General features: G+C 46.0%; 13 protein-coding genes. 6 read left to right on the top strand and 7 right to left on the bottom strand.

What is annotated here, in order from left to right; genetic code table 11:
- Window positions 1-314 precede the first annotated feature (314 nt).
- The gene (locus AC1S8V_RS28980) at window positions 315-1,529 is read right to left on the bottom strand and encodes a Leu/Phe/Val dehydrogenase (protein WP_482071741.1); all 1,215 of its coding nucleotides are present in this window, start codon (window positions 1,527-1,529) and stop codon (window positions 315-317) included.
- 344 nt (window positions 1,530-1,873) lie between these two features.
- On the opposite strand from AC1S8V_RS28980, the gene AC1S8V_RS28975 reads away from it, so the two are divergent.
- Together AC1S8V_RS28975 and AC1S8V_RS28970 are read left to right on the top strand one after the other, a co-directional pair.
- Complete coding sequence (locus AC1S8V_RS28975; RefSeq protein ID WP_091012544.1) at window positions 1,874-2,389, top strand: DUF2179 domain-containing protein; 516 nt, start codon at window positions 1,874-1,876, stop codon at window positions 2,387-2,389.
- A 280-nt stretch (window positions 2,390-2,669) separates the two neighbouring features.
- The gene (locus AC1S8V_RS28970; protein WP_482071740.1) at window positions 2,670-4,106 is read left to right on the top strand and encodes a pectate lyase family protein; all 1,437 of its coding nucleotides are present in this window, start codon (window positions 2,670-2,672) and stop codon (window positions 4,104-4,106) included.
- 241 nt (window positions 4,107-4,347) lie between these two features.
- On the opposite strand, the gene AC1S8V_RS28965 is transcribed toward AC1S8V_RS28970, so the two are convergent.
- The 3 genes from AC1S8V_RS28965 to AC1S8V_RS28955 form a co-directional block, all read right to left on the bottom strand.
- Window positions 4,348-5,427, bottom strand: coding sequence for a substrate-binding domain-containing protein (locus tag AC1S8V_RS28965; protein WP_482071739.1), 1,080 nt, complete (start codon window positions 5,425-5,427; stop codon window positions 4,348-4,350).
- A gap of 140 nt (window positions 5,428-5,567) precedes the next feature.
- The gene (locus tag AC1S8V_RS28960; RefSeq protein WP_482071738.1) at window positions 5,568-6,752 is read right to left on the bottom strand and encodes a glycoside hydrolase family 130 protein; all 1,185 of its coding nucleotides are present in this window, start codon (window positions 6,750-6,752) and stop codon (window positions 5,568-5,570) included.
- The gene (locus AC1S8V_RS28955) at window positions 6,749-7,939 is read right to left on the bottom strand and encodes an AGE family epimerase/isomerase (RefSeq protein WP_482071737.1); all 1,191 of its coding nucleotides are present in this window, start codon (window positions 7,937-7,939) and stop codon (window positions 6,749-6,751) included. The genes AC1S8V_RS28960 and AC1S8V_RS28955 overlap by 4 nt, the downstream gene beginning before the upstream one ends.
- Before the next feature lie 224 nt (window positions 7,940-8,163).
- Here AC1S8V_RS28955 and AC1S8V_RS28950 point away from each other — a divergent pair, with 224 nt between their 5' ends.
- The 4 genes from AC1S8V_RS28950 (at window position 8,164) to AC1S8V_RS28935 (ending at window position 12,461) form a co-directional block, all read left to right on the top strand.
- The gene (locus tag AC1S8V_RS28950; protein WP_482071736.1) at window positions 8,164-9,477 is read left to right on the top strand and encodes an ABC transporter substrate-binding protein; all 1,314 of its coding nucleotides are present in this window, start codon (window positions 8,164-8,166) and stop codon (window positions 9,475-9,477) included.
- Window positions 9,478-9,677: 200 nt separating this feature from the next.
- On the top strand, window positions 9,678-10,565 hold the full coding sequence (locus AC1S8V_RS28945; protein WP_482071735.1) for a carbohydrate ABC transporter permease: 888 nt from the start codon (window positions 9,678-9,680) through the stop codon (window positions 10,563-10,565).
- A gap of 2 nt (window positions 10,566-10,567) precedes the next feature.
- A complete protein-coding gene (locus tag AC1S8V_RS28940; protein ID WP_482071734.1) occupies window positions 10,568-11,401 on the top strand; it encodes a carbohydrate ABC transporter permease in 834 nt (277 codons plus the stop codon).
- Window positions 11,402-11,423: 22 nt separating this feature from the next.
- On the top strand, window positions 11,424-12,461 hold the full coding sequence (locus AC1S8V_RS28935) for a glycoside hydrolase family 130 protein (protein WP_482071733.1): 1,038 nt from the start codon (window positions 11,424-11,426) through the stop codon (window positions 12,459-12,461).
- 282 nt (window positions 12,462-12,743) lie between these two features.
- On the opposite strand, the gene AC1S8V_RS28930 is transcribed toward AC1S8V_RS28935, so the two are convergent.
- The 3 genes from AC1S8V_RS28930 to AC1S8V_RS28920 are packed head-to-tail and all read right to left on the bottom strand — an operon-like array spanning window position 12,744 to window position 15,752.
- A complete protein-coding gene (locus tag AC1S8V_RS28930; RefSeq protein ID WP_482071732.1) occupies window positions 12,744-13,412 on the bottom strand; it encodes an ABC transporter ATP-binding protein in 669 nt (222 codons plus the stop codon).
- Window positions 13,409-14,701 (bottom strand): ABC transporter, encoded by a 1,293-nt coding sequence (locus tag AC1S8V_RS28925; protein ID WP_482071731.1) that lies wholly within the window; start codon window positions 14,699-14,701, stop codon window positions 13,409-13,411. Before AC1S8V_RS28925 ends, AC1S8V_RS28930 begins: the two co-directional genes overlap by 4 nt.
- Before the next feature lie 31 nt (window positions 14,702-14,732).
- Window positions 14,733-15,752 (bottom strand): hypothetical protein, encoded by a 1,020-nt coding sequence (locus AC1S8V_RS28920; protein ID WP_482071730.1) that lies wholly within the window; start codon window positions 15,750-15,752, stop codon window positions 14,733-14,735.
- Between the last annotated feature and the right edge of the window lie 81 nt (window positions 15,753-15,833).

Genomic DNA, 15,833 nt, shown 5'->3' with positions numbered 1-15,833 from the left:
AGCTAACTTCGACGTTGATGTCGAGGTTAGCTCTTTTGATAGGTGATCTACTCCAGGAAAACTCTTGCCGCAGCGCTAACGAATCTCAGGAATGCTATCCTTCCGAAAAGTAGCTATTTAGCTCGAAAAAGGACCAAACCGGGCAAAATAGCGTCTCTGTGATTCGTTAGATATTAGATCTGTGCTAAAAGGGGAAAATAGCGTGTATCCGATTCGTTAGTATGGGGTAAGGCAGTGGAGGCTCTCTTTCACCAATAGAGTAGTGGAGAATGTGTTGGAGGTGTGAACTTACTTCGATGGCAGGCTGGGGCGTCCTATTTCTGTTGGCCTGATCGAAGGATGGATTCTGCCAGCCGATCGGCTGCATCCGCTGTGGAGATTGCAGATTGCATCGCTTCTGCGTATACCTTGCTCAGCGTGCCTGCAATCCCCGCCACTTTTTGGCGGATCAGGTCAGGCCCGTCGCCTTTCAGCTCATAGGCGGTGGAGATGATTCCGCCTGCGCCCAGCACATAATCAGGCGCGTACAGAATGCCGCGCACCTGCATGCGGCCTGCAACCAGCTGTCGTTCACTCAGCTGGTTGTTGGCCGCCCCGGCAACAATGGAGCAGCGCAGCTCCTCCACCGTTGCCGGGGTCAGTACGCCCCCCAGGGCACAGGGGGCGAACACCTTGCAGTCAGCGGCGTGGATATGGGCCGGATCGGCCGATATGGCGCCGCTGAACTGCACAAGGGCACGTTGTACACGCTCCGGTACAACGTCTGCCACAATGAGCCGTGCCCCGGCTGCATGCAGGTAACGGCACAGGGCATGCCCGACCTTGCCCAGTCCCTGGACGGCAACGGGAATGCCCTGCAAGGATGCAAAGCCTTGCTGGCGCAGCGAGGTCACAATGCCGATGTGTACACCATAGGCGGTCATCTCGGCAGTGAAGTCATCCTGCGCCCCAAGCGAACCCGTGGTGTCCGTCACATGTGCGGTCTCCAGTCGGATCTGGTCCATGTCTGTCGCCGTGGTACCCAGATCAAGACCGGTCACGTACCGCCCGTTCAGCCGTTCCAGACAACGTCCCAGTGCGCGAAAGCGCTGCGCCCGCCTGGATACGTCTGTATCCAAGCTTTTATCTTGTGGATGCGTCACCTGATCGGCGACAACCTCCCGTTCAGAGGCAACGCCCTCTTGCTGCTCTACCCCTAAGTCTCCAGCGACATGCTCAGCGCTCGGAGACCCTTGACTACCCTCATTCGGTTTTGCATTCTTCGCAAAAGGTACATCCCATATGACCACTTTTCCACCGCCATACGGCAGTCCAGAGATTGCATTTTTGTACGTCATGCCTTTGGCAAGCTTTACGGCATCCCGAACAGCTTCTTCTTCGGACGCATACGTCCAGTAGCGGCATCCGCCCAGCGCAGGTCCAAGGGCCGTGCTATGAATGGCAATGACTGCCCTCAATCCACTATCTGCATCATGGCAAAAAATGAGTTCCTCCATGCCTTCCCGCTCCATCTCCTGCCATAGCTGCATGACGGTACCCCCTTTTGTTTTAACCCATCCATCCTGGTTCTGACCTGTTATCTTGCGTGGTCGTGCTCGGATATATGATGATATAGCATATTCACAGGCAGCGGTTTTCGACCCTGGGACCTCCGCCGGGTTGATAATCGGTACAAACGGTTCTATAATGGCAGTTCCGGCATGCCGGACAGCAGAAAATGCCTACGGATTTACATTCAACCGTTTAGAATGAGGGTATAACGTCCAATGATGGAGATAGAGCGAACGTACAGAAAGCATGGAAGAAACGAAATCGTTGAGGATATGTAGCAGAGGGCCGAATTAGCGTGAAGGCCAGGAAAGAGGGATTGTGATTGTTTAAAATATTGGTATTTATCTTTTTGATCCAGATTGTATATGTATCGGCTTATACATTACGGATGATTCTGACACTCAAAGGACAGAAATATATCGCTGCACTGATCAGCATGGGTGAGATTGTGATCTATGTACTCGGTCTGAATCTGGTGCTCAAATATCTGACCCAGCCTTCTGCCTTAATCGTCTACGCGGTAGGTTATGGGCTCGGTGTGTTACTCGGGGCCTGGATCGAAGAGAAGATTGCGCTCGGTTACGTTACCGTTAAAGTCATCTGTAACCAGATGGGAAGCAACGTTGCGAATGCCCTGCGGGACAAAGGGTACGGCGTTACGGCCTGGGTGGGTAGTGGGCGTGACGGAGATCGGCTCGTGATGGAGATTCTGGCGAAACGAAAAAACCAGAAACTGCTCTATCAGACGATTCTCAGTCTGGACCCCAAAGCATTTGTCATCACCGTAGAGCCCAAACAGTTCCATGGCGGCTTCTGGACACGTTCCATTAAAAAGTAAAATCGAGCAGGTCTGCAGCAGATGCAGTCCTGCTTTTTTGGTTTCATCCCATCCGACATTTTCTAGTTGCCTCGACGTATCCCTGAAACCTCACTCCCCAAGTTAACTCCGTACGATTCAAGGTTGCTTATAGTACAATTCCTTGCCACACCAGCCATTCCGCCCACATGTGAGATAGGGATTATTGTTGTAATCGCTTTCGACATTTACATTGAGAACATGTCCCTCGTAACACAGCATGGCAGCGATGGGCGAATGTAATCATTATATTTCGGGAGGAATGGAATCGATGAAAATCAAATTTCGAAGCTTATGCAGCACAGCCTTGGCTCTAACGTTGGGGTTAACTTTATTGTCCGGACCGGCAAGTGTGCAGGCAGCGGGTAACGCAGACTACAATCTCACAGGCTTCTCCCAAGGGAACGCAGGTGGCGGGATCATCAGTGAATCGAACACAGCCACATATAAGAAAGTGTATAATGCGACCGATCTGGCGTTGGCTCTGAAAAAAAACTCCGGTGTCAAAGTTGTCGAGATCATGAACGATCTGAATCTGGGATGGAATGAAATTCCGAGTGCAGCGAAGACATCTCCTTTTGCCAAGCATAATGATGCGCTGACGCATCCCGTATTGAAACAGACAGGAGTTAGCAAGCTCACCATTGATGGTTTCAACGGACTCACGATTTTCTCCGCTAACGGTTCCAAAATCAAACACGTTGCGATCAGCGTGAAACGAAGCTCCAATGTCATTATCCGCAATCTGGAATTCGATGAGTTATGGGAATGGGATGAATCCACTAAAGGCGACTATGACAAGAACGATTGGGATTACATTACTCTGGAAGAGAATAACAACGTATGGATTGATCACTGCACATTTAATAAAGCCTATGACGGACTCATCGATTCGAAAAAAGGAACCAGTGGCGTGACCATCTCCTGGTCCCTCTTCAAAGGGGATGACGGCAGCTCGAACAGCTGGGTTACCCAGCAGATCAATGAATTGGAAGCAAACAAGGCTTCCTATCCCATGTACAACTACCTGCGCAGCAGTGCGGTAGGTCTCAGCAAAGCAGACATTATCGCCATCTCGGGACCGCAGAAGAAAGGGCATCTGGTCGGTTCCACCAGCCTGGAGTCGGCTAATGCCAATCTGTCCATGACGCTGCACCATAACCTGTACAAGGATATTCAGGACCGGATGCCACGTCTCCGCGGAGGTAACTCACATGCCTATAATATTGTGATGGATGCAACCGGAGCACGCGCCGCCAAGGCCAAAATCACCACCGCCATGTCAACAGCGATTGCGTCCAAAGGTTATAAGTTCGATATCATCGGCAATGGGGCAATCTCCACAGAGAGCGGAGCTGTATTGGTTGAGAAATCAGTCATTAAGGACGTGCTGTATCCTGTTCGTAACAATCAGACCAATCCCGCTGATGCCAACTATACTGGTAAAATCAGAATGACCGATACCATGTACTCCCTGGATGGGAGCTCGTTCCGAGGCAGCAGTGATACGTCCGGCAGTCCACTTGCACCGATCCCGGCCGTGGTGAAACCCTTCTCATGGAACGGCTTCTCGACACTTCCTTACAGCTATACCACGGATGATCCATCCACGCTGAATGCACGCCTCACAGCTTCCAATGGTGCGGGTTCGGGTAAACTGACCTGGTCCAAGGACAATTGGTTGAAGACGAGTTATTAGGAAATCGTGTAATCCGGTTCTGGGCAGAGGTGACCTTTACAGGCAGGCCATCCGTTAGGGATCAGGATATGATTTTGACTTTTCGTATATAACAAAGAGTGCTCCAGCAGCCTTCATGGCCGGGAGCACTTTTTTATCAATTCAATTATCAGAAGCATGTGGTAAGAATCTTATACATCCGGTGTGATACGTGTCACTTGTCGGGGCTGCCACATACACCTGTATACAGTTAACGGGCCCCTCATTGAGGCACGCTGTCCTCCGTAAGAGTGTGCGTAGCACTTACCGATTCACGATAGATGATATTACCTTTCACATGTACACGGCCAAAACTGCGGTTTGGGTTGTCAATCTTTTTGAGCATGGACTGAACTGCCGTGCGCGCCATCTGTTCCACATCCACTTCGACGGTTGTCAGCTTGGGATCGGAGAGCATGGCATAGATATCATTATCAAAACCAACAACAGAGCATTGGCCAGGTACCTGAATATCCATGGAAGTCAGTTTTTGAACCAGTAGATGAGCGACCTGATCACAGTTGCATACAAAAGCCGTTGGCAGTTGCTCTGGCAGATCGATCTCAATAAACGTACCCCGTTCATCCCGATCATTCAGAACCAGATCCGGATTCATCGGCAACCGATGTTCCAGCAAGGATTTGTAATATCCGAGGAATCGGTCCTGAATGCTGCTCGTGGAATACAGGTTCCCCACGTAAGCAATGTTACGGTGGCCCTGCTGAACCAAATAGTTCGTCAGCTCATAGGCAGCGTAGAAGTTATCGGTAACGACGGAATCGATATCCGAATGTTCATCGTAGAAGTCGAGAAACATCTTGGGAACATCCATTGATCGCACCAATTCAATATACTCTTTACTGATCTGTCCAAGCACGATGAAACCATCGACCTTGTTGTCGCTGTACAGCTTGGGAAGAGTTAACTCTTCCTCATCTTCTACATTCAGAATGTGAAGAATGCCGTAGTAACCCTGATCCTCCAGATGTTTGGTGATGCGCTGGAACACGCGTACATAGAACGACTGCGTAGGCCCGGTAAAACGCTCCGGGATAATTACGCCAATATTATGGGTTAAGCCTTCCTTCATGGAACGGGCAGCAGCATTATACCGATAGCCCATTTGGGCAGCAAGCACTTTAATTTTTTCCTTTAATTCGCCACTCACGCCATCTTTATCATTCAATGCTTTCGAGACGGTCACACTGCTGACCCCGAGCCTGTCGGCGATATCCCGCATGGTGATATTGTTCTTCAGTATGGTCGCCTCCTTCAAGCCGGTATAGGCACAATGTGCTGTCATTATGATGAACGCTTTCCTCCAACATAATAACAATCCATATCAGTATACATCGTTACCCACTTGGAATAAAGCCATTCTGGCTGTTGTTTCGCTAATTTTCAGCACATTGCAGGTTTCCCTGAAAGGACGCTCTAGCGATGTTATGTCAATTGTTTCTGTAAAAGCTTCTCATTCTGTTCAATCAGCTGACCCCGCTGGCTGGCACAGTCCAGGGAACGATATGGATCGGCTGGTGTGTTGAACGTATAATCAACCAGTTTCTCGAGAGTGGTAGTTGCCACATGACAGCGGGTATCACTGGATGCGTAATAGATAAAGACTTCTTCCTTCTCATTGACCACGGCACCGTTGCAGAAAATAACATTGGATACATCGCCTACACGCTCGTCGTCATAAGGGGCAATGAAGTGGCCGCCCGGCTTGGCAATCATGCGCGTCGGATCATTCAGATCCGTTGCAAAGGTGTATAACACATAACGCAGGCCAGCTGCAGTATTCCGAACCCCGTGAGCAATGTGAATCCAGCCACGATCCGTCTTGAGCGGAGCAGGGCCTTGGCCGTTTTTGACTTCATAGACCGTATGATATTGCCGTTCATCAATAACCTTCTCATCATGAATGACCGGGTTCAAGATATCCTCACATAGACCAAAGGCGATACCGCCGCCGCTGCCAGTCGAGATGAATCCGTCCTGTGGACGGGTGTAGAAGGCATACTTTCCATCCACGAATTCTGGGTGCAATACGACATTGCGCTGTTGAGGGGAATTCGTTGTGATGTTGGGCAACCGTTCCCAGCTTGTGAGATCTCGTGTCCGAACCAGTCCTGCCTGTGCCACTGCGCTGGATGTATCAAATGCAGGAGCCTCCGGGTCTTTGCGTTCCGAACAATAGATGCCATAGATCCAGCCGTCTTCATGTTGAACGAGGCGCATGTCATACTGATTGGTTTCATCCGCATCGATATCATCCCAGACCAGTGGTTTACCCGTGAAACGGAACCCGTCAATTCCATTATCGCTCTCGGCGAGCGCAAAGATCGATTTACGGTCCAATCCTTCCGTACGGATGACCATGATGTATTTGCCATTGAAATAGATGGCTCCCGGATTCAGCGTTGCGTTAATGCCCAGGCGTTCCATGAAATGTGGGTTCGTCGTCTCATCCAGATCGAATCTCCAATGCAGCGGTACATGATGGCGCGTGATGACCGGATATTGGTACCGATCATAAATGCCGTTGTAGAAGGAAGAATTGATCTCATTGGGGCGGGTAAGCAACTGCTCCTGTTTCTCCAGTAACTCCTTGTATTTCGGGTGTATCATTCTGATCCCATCCTCTCAATTAGTTCAATACAGAATCTGCTATTGTGATACGGGCATTTCCATGGTCCGGCAATCTCGCTCTGATCCGGTGTTCCGTTCCCGTCAACCGACCAGTACCATTCCCCGCCAGCGCGCTGATCAATGATGTTTTCTTTTGTATAGGTCCACAGCCGTTCCACTCTCTCCAGAAACAGTGGATCACCTGTGCGCTGATACGCGTTATAGAAGCCGACCATGGCCTCCGCCTGAACCCACCAGATGCGCTTCTCATCGATATGTTCACCTTCTTGTTCATTTAACAGGGAACCATCGGCATTCACGGCCACATTGGAGATGTTATAGGCAATATCCGTTACCATGGCCGCATACTCTGGATGTTGTTCCATCCCCAAAACTTTCAGTGCTTCGTCGATCAGCCAGCTGGCTTCAATGTCATGTCCGAACGAGCGCAGGTCAATGATGGACTCCCACTGTTTGTTGAAAAATACCCCGAGAAACTTGGTGTCTTGGTCATACACCTGTTCATATAGAATTCCGAGCAGGCGTTCCAGCGCCGCCTTCACTTGCTGATCCGGCCACACTCGATAGAGTGTGGTGTAGGCCTCTAATACATGGATATGCGTATTCATTGTGTAATTCGCAATCACCCCGTTTTCGCTCAGCATTTCATTGGGCTGCTCATTCCAGAATCGATCAAATTGTTCCTTGTAAGCAGGTAGTTCGGCATCCAGACCTTTGTCCTCGATTAGAGCAAAAAGCGTTTTCGCAAGATCCAATGCAGAAGCATCCCCGGTTGCACGATAGTACTCACTGAGTGAATACACGCCGAATGATTGTGTATACACATGTTTGCTCGTATCCAGTGCTTCCCCTGTGTAATCTACCATCCAGTACATACCGCCATATTCGGTATCCATCACCTGATCTGCGAGGAAACGGTATGCATGTTCAGCGTGATCGCGCCATCTTTCGTTTCCCGTAACCCGATACGCTGCTGCAAAAGACCAGAGTTGCCGTGCCGTGGCAATCCCGCCTTTGGGTGCTTGTTGATTAACCTGAAGATCATTGCCGACCCAACCGTAGAATCCACCGTGGGTTGTATCTTTAAGGTTGGACCAGAAGGGTAAAATCTGCTTCTCCCAGTGCGCCTTAATCTCAGATTGGAGTTGGGATGTTTTTGTATTCATAAGTGAGCGCTCCTTCAAAATAGTGCATCAATCTCATTTTGTTAAGTTATCGTTAACTTTATTAATACATATTAGTGCTCTGAAAAACAGATGTCAACGAATTACCTCGCAATTTTTCTTGTTAGGTTATAAATAAATGAATTGACAGGTAAGCGTTACCATAATATAATTCATCTTGTAACCTTAACGATAACTTAATTAACTTAAGAGAGGGGTCGAAACAATTGAGAAAAAACAAAGGTTGGATGATGTTGCTGACAATGCTGCTCATCACTTCGCTACTTGCTGCATGTTCATCTGGAGGTGGATCTTCACAGGCGGGAGAGGAGATCAGTACGGATCCGGCGGATATCAAAGGTGAAATAACCGTTCTGACGCAACGGACAGATATTGTGGATACCGTGTTCAAAGACTACGCGGCAGAATTTAACAAGGAATACCCGGATGTCAAAGTAAACTTTCAGGCTCTGGCCGACTATGAAGGGCAAGTGAAGATCCGTATGAGCACCAAAGATTACGGTGACGTACTGATGATTCCAACCAGTGTTCCGATCGCTGATATCCCGGACTTTTTTGAGCCGCTCGGCACGTACGATGAATTGAAAGACAAATACACCGCTATTGAAGAACGCATGGTGGATGGCCAGGTATATGGTATTCCTACGGTCATCACATTCTCCGGAATTATCTATAACAAACAGGTCTTCAAAGACGCAGGCATTATGGAAGTTCCAAAAACACCGGAGCAATTCCAGGCTGCGCTTCAACTGGTCAAAGACAATACAGATGCGGTTCCGCTCTACACCAACTATGCATCCGGCTGGGCATTAACCCAATGGGAAGCAGACCTGCCAACGGTTGCAGGTAGCGTAGATTACGTGAACGTGGACCAACCGAATACAGATGATAACTTTGTGCCTGGTCAGCCGCACTATGAACTGTACAAAGTGCTCTATGATGCAGCGAAGAACGGTCTAATTGAGAAAGACCCAACGACAACCGACTGGGAAAGCTCCAAAGCTGATCTTGCCAAAGGCAAAATTGCTACGATGGCACTGGGCTCCTGGGCTATCACACAGATCCAAGGCATGACAGATACACCGGACGACATTGGATTCCTTCCTTTTCCTACGAATGCAAGCGAGGTTGTGGTACCACTTTCCGCTGACTATAACATCGGTATGAACGTGAACAGCGAGAACAAACCTGCTGCCAAAGCCTGGATTGACTGGTTCTTGGCGAAATCGAACTACGCAGTTGAACAGGGCGGCGGTATGGATGCAGACAAAAACGCTGAATTGCCACCGATTTTGGATCAATATAAAGACGTTAAATTCTCCACACTTACACCTGCCAAAGAAGGTCAGGAAGGTCTGGTTGACAAGATCGATAACGAAGGCGAGATCGGCCTCTGGCAGCCTGACTTCAAGAAACGCATTATCGAAGCAGGTATTGGCAACCGCAAGGAATCGTACGATGACATCATGAAAGATCTGAACGACAAGTGGGTAAAAGCAAGAGCAGAACTCACGAAATAAAGAGAATGACCTGAGTGGATCTGGCGGTGAACGACTGCGGGGAATATGAATCCATTTATGAATGGAGCATGGAGCATGTGGTATTTGAAAGCAGGATGCCCATGCTCTCCCCCCCCCCCCGGCAGTTATTCCGCAGGAATTCCATTGGACGGGAGTCTTTCGATATATAGGCGGGAGAACCGCTTGGAGGTGTGGAGAGCATGAAGTACTTAAAGGTTTCGAATTGGGGCTACTCAGCGCAACGCATATTTATCATCTGTGCCTTCTCAATTATTCCGCTGGCGTTGCTGTTTACGTTTGCATACTTACCTGTCATCAACATGTTCAAATACAGTTTCACTGATTGGAACGGATATAGCAAAAGGTTTGATTATGTTGGCTTTGAGAACTATACGCGCATATTTAGTGATCCCGAATATTTCAAAGTATTTATTGTCAGCTTGTACTACTTCGCGGCTACGTTTGTGCAGATGGGCTTGGCGCTCTACTTTGCCACAATTCTGAGTTTCAAAGTCCGAGGCAAAAACTTCTTCAAAGGCATATTGTTTTTCCCTTATTTGCTGAATGGTGTAGCCATCGGTTTTATCTTCCTCTTTTTCTTCAAACCGGACGGTACACTCGATATGCTCATGCATGCTGTAGGACTAGGACAATACACGCAGCTCTGGCTCGGTAATCCGAATATTATCAACGTGTCACTCGCAGGTGCATCGGTATGGAGATACATGGGCTTCAACTTTATCATCTTCCTGGGTGCGATCTCGTCCATTCCGAAGGATGTGTATGAAGCATCCGATATTGACGGCGCCAATCGCTGGCAGCAATTCCGCCATATCATCCTGCCGAGTATTACGCGTATCCTGCAGCTTAACCTGATCTTGGCCATTAGCGGCGCAATTAGTGCGTTCGATATTCCATATATCATGACCGATGGTTCCAACGGCAGTATGACATTTGTAATCCAGACGGTTCATTTGGCATTTAAATATGGCAAGCTGGGACTGGCATCCGCCATGGCAGTGGTGCTGCTCATGATCGTTATTCTCGTTACGCTCGTGCAGCGCGTCACCATGAAAGGGGAGGAATGAACATGAACCAATTCAAATACACCCTTGCAAGCGTGGTTAAATATGCTTCCCTTATTCTTGCAGCGTTTATCGCACTGTTACCCATCGTGGTCATCCTGTTTGCATCCCTCAAAACGAATGCGGAATACGCCACCAGCAGCCCACTTGCCCCACCAGCCAATTGGCTGAATTTTGCGAATTATACGAAGGCCTTTGTGGATGGTAACATGCTGGTGGGTTTCAAAAATACAATTATTATTCTTGTCATCTCCATTATCGGTGCAACCTTAACGGGTTCCATGATTGCGTATGTGCTGGATCGCTTCAAATTCAAAGGCAAGAAATTCATGGTCGCGGCATTCCTGCTCGCTACCCTGATTCCAAGTGTTACAACACAGGTCGCCACATTCCAGATCATCAACGCCCTCGACCTGTTTAACACACGCTGGGCAGCCATTGTGATGTACCTGGGTACAGATATCATCGCGGTATACATCTTCCTGCAATTCCTAGGCTCCATCTCAAGTGCATTAGATGAATCCGCCATGCTGGATGGCGCTTCGTACTTCACGATCTACTGGAAAATCATTCTGCCACTGCTGAAACCGGCCATTGTAACGGTCATTATCGTGAAGGGTGTGAACATCTATAACGACTTCTACACACCGTTCCTGTACATGCCAAAGACCGATCTACAGGTCATATCCACCGCTTTGTTCAAATTCAAGGGACCGTTTGGATCGCAGTGGGAAGTCATCAGCGCCGGCATCATGATCGCCATTATTCCAACCATGATCATCTTCCTGTTGTTACAGAAGTACATCTACAATGGCTTCGCGCAAGGCTCTGTTAAATAAAATCCGAAGGGAGAAATGAAAAATGTCAGTTGCTGAAACGAAAAACGTACACATTGTTGGGGACGCTTTGCCGAATATGCCGTGGGAGAACAAACCGGAGGGAACGGAAGGCCCGGTATGGAGACACTCCGCGAATCCGGTGGTTCCGCGTAACCCGGTCAAAGGCGTTGCCCGCATTTTCAACAGTGCCGTTGTTCCTTATGAGGGGAAATTCATTGGGGTATTTCGAGCAGAAACCGTTAATGGACGTCCGCACCTGCACATGGGGGCAAGTGAGGACGGTTTGGAGTGGACGATTGAGGAAGAGCGCATTGCATTTGTAGATGAAAATGGCGATCCGTTTATGCCAAACTATGCGTATGACCCGCGTCTGGTCAAAGTCGAGGATACGTATTACATCATCTGGTGTACAGACTTCTACGGCGCAGCATTGGGCCTAGCCAAAACAGAGGACTTCAAAACGTTTGTCCGCCTCGAAAATCCAATGCTGCCGTTCAACCGTAATGGCGTGCTGTTCCCACGCAAAATCAAGGATAACTATGTGATGTTGTCCAGACCAAGTGACAGTGGACATACCCCATTCGGGGATATCTTCCTGAGTGAAAGCCCGGATCTCGTGTACTGGGGCAAGCACCGTCATGTGATGAGCAAAGGCGGCCAAGGCTGGTGGCAATCGGTTAAAATTGGCGGCGGGCCTGCTCCGATTGAAACGTCCGAAGGCTGGCTGATGTTCTACCACGGTGTAACTGGAACATGTAACGGTTTTGTCTATAGCATGGGGGCGGTCGTTCTGGATTTGGATGAACCGTCCAAAGTAAAATATCGCTCCTCCAACTTCGTGCTGACACCGGAAAAATGGTATGAAGAACAAGGCTTCGTTGATAACGTTATCTTCCCATGCGCAACGCTGCATGATGCAGAGACCGGACGCATTGCCATCTATTACGGCGCTGCCGATACGTATGTGGGCGTGGCTTATACGACCATTGAAGAGATTGTGAACTACGTCATCCAGACCGATGAAGTCATCGCTGGAGATCATGAAGAAGGCAAGTTGTAGTATATAAATGGAGTTAAGGTGTAGAGAAGAGTAAACAAGCAAGGAGACGTATGTGAAGATGAATTTCAGGGTTAGTCTCATATACGTTTCTTTGGTTTAGATATGTGCAGGTAGGAATGGGGACGATGGGCAGCATGCTATTGAAACAATACCACCGAAGCATCCCGAGTCCGGATGATTTCGATGCCGCCTTCTTACTGACGCTTAGGAAAAATAAAAAAACGTCTGGAGTCAGACCAGACGCGATCTATTTATATGGCGATAGTATGACTCATAAACAACCTACACAACGGTCCCCTCTTTAATATAGATAATTCTGTCGCAGACTTCGGCCACCTGATGATCATGTGTGACAATGACAATGGTCTTGCCTCTTCGGTGCAAATCTTTGAAAATGTTTAATATGGATTTCTCTGTCTTTTCGTCAAGAGAACCTGTCGGTTCATCAGCCAAAATAATAGACGGATCTTGCACTAGTGCTCTCGCAATAGCGACACGTTGCATTTCTCCGCCTGAAAGGTGATTCACAGGCTCCTCGGATAAATGATTTATTTCTAGAGATGACAGTGTCTCTTTAACTTGTTTATTTATAACTGATTTTGGTACTCTGCTATATCGTAAAGGCAAAGCCACATTTTCAAATACATTTTTAGCTTCGATTAACGCATAATTTTGTACAATAAAACCTACTTCTCTTCTGCGGAAGACAGCAGACTCAGCTGATGTTTTGGATAGTACATTCTCATCCCAATACTTGTATACACCAGAATCAGCCTTCTCTAACCCAGCCATTATATTTAGTAACGTAGATTTACCAGATCCACTTCTTCCCATGATTGCTGTCATTGAACCCTCTTCTAGAGTGAGGCTCAGACCTCTCAGCACTTCATTCTTGTTATCTCCAGTTCCATAGCATTTATGCAAGTCGTTAATCTCAATCAATAAGATCACTCCATTCTTTTTAGCAAAGAGCTCATACTTTCATTTTGGATGCGCCTATACAAGGGAATAAGTACGGACAGTATGATTATGGCTGAAAGAGTCAGCAAAATGAATAGATAGGCAACCATACTATAGCCTATTAAAAATGCATACAGTATTAAACTGATGATTGCGGGTGATAACACTACAATTCCAATCTCAACTACATAATAGAGAAATATTTGAGTAGGCACAGCTCCTGATATCAAATGAATTGACCACATTTTGAGGTTATCTTCAAATTTGTTTTTGAAAAATATCCACATTGTCAATACAACGATTAACATGATCATAATTCCTATTATGCTGAGGAGAAACCTATTTTCCTTCAGGGCTGATAGAACAAAACCAAAAGGTATGGCGCTAGCTCCTAAAAATCTAGTATCACCAAAACCCGTCCTTTCTTTAGCTTCCTCTAGTTTCTTATTTACAATAAAATCTCCAGAAGCACTATATACTGAGCCGTTAATCAGTTGGAGAAAATGCTTTTGTTGAAAACTGAAATCCTCCTCGCTTTGAGGGGCAGATACAAATTGTTGTGCGGGCATTACAATATAACGATCCAAATATAACTCCGGTTCATTAGAGCTAAAGATCAGGGAATTGGGCTTAAGAAAGCCTTTTACAACCAGATTAAATTTCTTAAATAAATATTGTCCTTTTATTGTATCCCCTGGATTATAGAAATTTTTATACTCATGACCTAATAGTACGGGTATCTGATCATCCGCATTTCCCATATAATCATTTTCTGCGAAACTCTCACCATCGACTGCACTAACCGAAAACATATCTACCGCCTGCTTATTTAATTGTACTGCTTTGATCGATTTATATGGGCCCTCTCCGTTGATATCATAAGGCTCACTTACAAAGCCCATTTCATAATCTCTGGTGAATTTTTCTTTTTCTGACGAAGTTAAGTCAAGTAATGCGATGGGCTGAGTGAATACATAAATATACTTTTCATTTAAATCCTTTTCCAAATAACTATAGAACTTTTTGAGTGTTTCAAGAAAATGTACTTGTTTCATTAAACTTGATAATTGATCGGCATCAAGCAAGGTATCAGAAAGTTGGTAGCTTTTCAGATCTTCAAGAAGATTGATTTGATTTGATTTTTTTTCAAGGCTATTCAAACCCAGGAATACAACCATAGCTAAAAAAAACAGGAAGAGGATCGAGGTTGTGATTAAAATCGTAACCAATTTATTTTTACGGATACTTTCACACACTTCTGTGAATATTCGTTCGTACATAGAAAAATCCTTTCTTAAGATAAAAATGATTCTACATTATTAGCCTCTTGCTCAAGCTTTTCATAGTTATTCTCAAGGATAAAAAGGAGGTGAGAACTATAACTAGAAAACCAAAGCAAATATGAAGAAAATATTCATTGTAAAACTCCTGATTAATATTTAGAATAGTAAAACTACTTCCGGCTACTAAAAAATAAGTAAATGATGTAATCACAAAATATTTAATCACATATCTGAATAATGGGTACCTTGGTTGATACCCTAGAATCCAAAGTACACGAATCTCGGACCACTGCTTCTTGATCCAACTCATTGTAAAAATAACGCTGGAAAACGAAACTAATACAAATACTATAATTTTCAACATAACGTTATACATATCTGAATTTGCATAGTTTTGTGCTCCATATTCTCCTCGTTCAAACAAGTGAATAGGTACTTTAACCCCGTCCGTATCCAGTATCTTAGTTTTGGTAACAGAACTTAAATCCGAGGCATTCAATACAAAAATACCTGTTTCTCTATTTTCATCGCTACTTAATCCGTTCATAGACAGTAGTATTGTTTTATCTATTTCAGTTAGATGAGAGGCGCCCATTGTTCCGATAACTTCAAACTCATCGTTTTTATAAATATAATATAACTTCCCGTTTTTATATTTTAGCTCTGATCTCTGAATTTCTTTTCCGATCACTGCAAATTTCTCTTTATCGTAAAAGTCCTCTTTTCGAAAAAATCTGCCTTCTACCATCGGCGGTACATACGTCTGATTATCAAAGTATATGGCTCGAATGTTTCTTGAACCTGTTTGAAGTTCCTTAAACAACGTAAACTGCTGTCCAATGTTTATATCGCGCCAATCCCATAACATGGATTCATCAGGTATAAAAAAGATACTATTTTCATCATAGAGACTTCTTCCTAATATATCCATTTCACTCTTTTTAACTTCATAATAACTTATGGAAACAATCATGATACTCAGAAAGAAGTAAAGCAAACAAATAAGAAAAATCCCACCTCTATTTATTTTCTTTAAAAGATTACTCATCTGTCCATTACCTTTCATAAATAGCGGCAAGTCTCTTTTTCAAAGAAATCTTGCCGCTGTATTGTTTAAGTACTAAATACT

The organism is Paenibacillus sp. B46(2026) (assembly GCF_056786355.1).
This window is presented reverse-complemented; position numbering and strand designations above follow the sequence as displayed.